This is a genomic window from Microtetraspora sp. AC03309 (assembly GCF_020826795.1).
In the GTDB taxonomy this organism is placed as follows: Bacteria; Actinomycetota; Actinomycetes; order Streptosporangiales; family Streptosporangiaceae; genus Microtetraspora; species Microtetraspora glauca.
Genome location: NZ_JADDIL010000243.1, coordinates 1 through 946 on the forward strand (window position 1 = coordinate 1; position 946 = coordinate 946).

The 946-nt window shown below is 65.5% G+C and carries 2 protein-coding genes; both read left to right on the forward strand.

Annotated elements, in window-relative coordinates:
* Positions 1–235 (forward strand): 2Fe-2S iron-sulfur cluster-binding protein (locus tag IMZ11_RS42565; RefSeq protein ID WP_228649261.1); only part of this gene is annotated, 235 nt, incomplete at its 5' end.
* Positions 232–946, forward strand: a 715-nt coding sequence (locus IMZ11_RS42570; protein WP_228649263.1) for a xanthine dehydrogenase family protein subunit M, incomplete at its 3' end; no start/stop codon positions are given. The genes IMZ11_RS42565 and IMZ11_RS42570, both read left to right, overlap by 4 nt.

Here is a 946-nt window from a genome sequence, read left to right on the forward strand (position 1 = left end):
GTTCTACGACGAGGACGGCTTCCAATGCGGCTACTGCACGCCCGGCCAGATCTGTTCCGCGGTCGGCATGTTGGACGAGGCCAAGGCCGGTGCGCCGAGCTTCGTCACCGATGACCTCGAACTGACCCCGGCACTCACCGACGATGAAATCCGGGAGCGGATGAGCGGCAACCTCTGCCGGTGCGCGGCCTATCCGAACATCGTCGCCGCGATCGGGCGGGCGGCCACCCAATGAAGCCGTTCGATTATCACCGCGCGACGAGTCCTGCCGATGCGGTCGCGATGCTGACGAAGCACCAGCAAGCCGCGTATCTCGCCGGCGGCACCAATTTGGTCGATCACATGAAACTCGGTGTCGCGCAGCCAGATCTACTGGTCGACGTCAGCGGACTTGATCTGACCGAGACCGTCACCACCGCGGACGGCGGCGTGCGCATCGGCGCAAATGTCCGCAACAGCGATCTGGCGGCCGATCCGGTGATTCGCGGGCGCTATCCGATGCTGGCCCGAGCCTTGCTGTCCGGCGCATCGGGGCAGTTGCGCAACGCCGCCACCACGGCCGGAAACCTGCTGCAGCGCACCAGGTGCGTCTACTTCCAAGATGTCACCACACCGTGCAACAAACGGGCTCCTGGCACGGGATGTTCGGCGCTGGGCGGCTATGTCCGTTACCACGCCATCCTCGGAGCATCCCCACATTGTGTGGCCGTACATCCATCGGACATGGCGGTGGCGATGAGCGCCCTCGATGCCCGGGTGGTGGTACAGGCCGAAGGTGGCGAGCGTCGGATACCGCTCGACGAGTTCTACCGACTACCCGGAGATGAGCCGGACCGCGACACCATCCTGGAGCATGGCGAGCTGATTACCGCCGTGGAGTTGCCCGCACCACCGACCGGAGCGGTCTCGGACTACCGCAAGGTGCGCGACCGCGCGTCCTACGCCT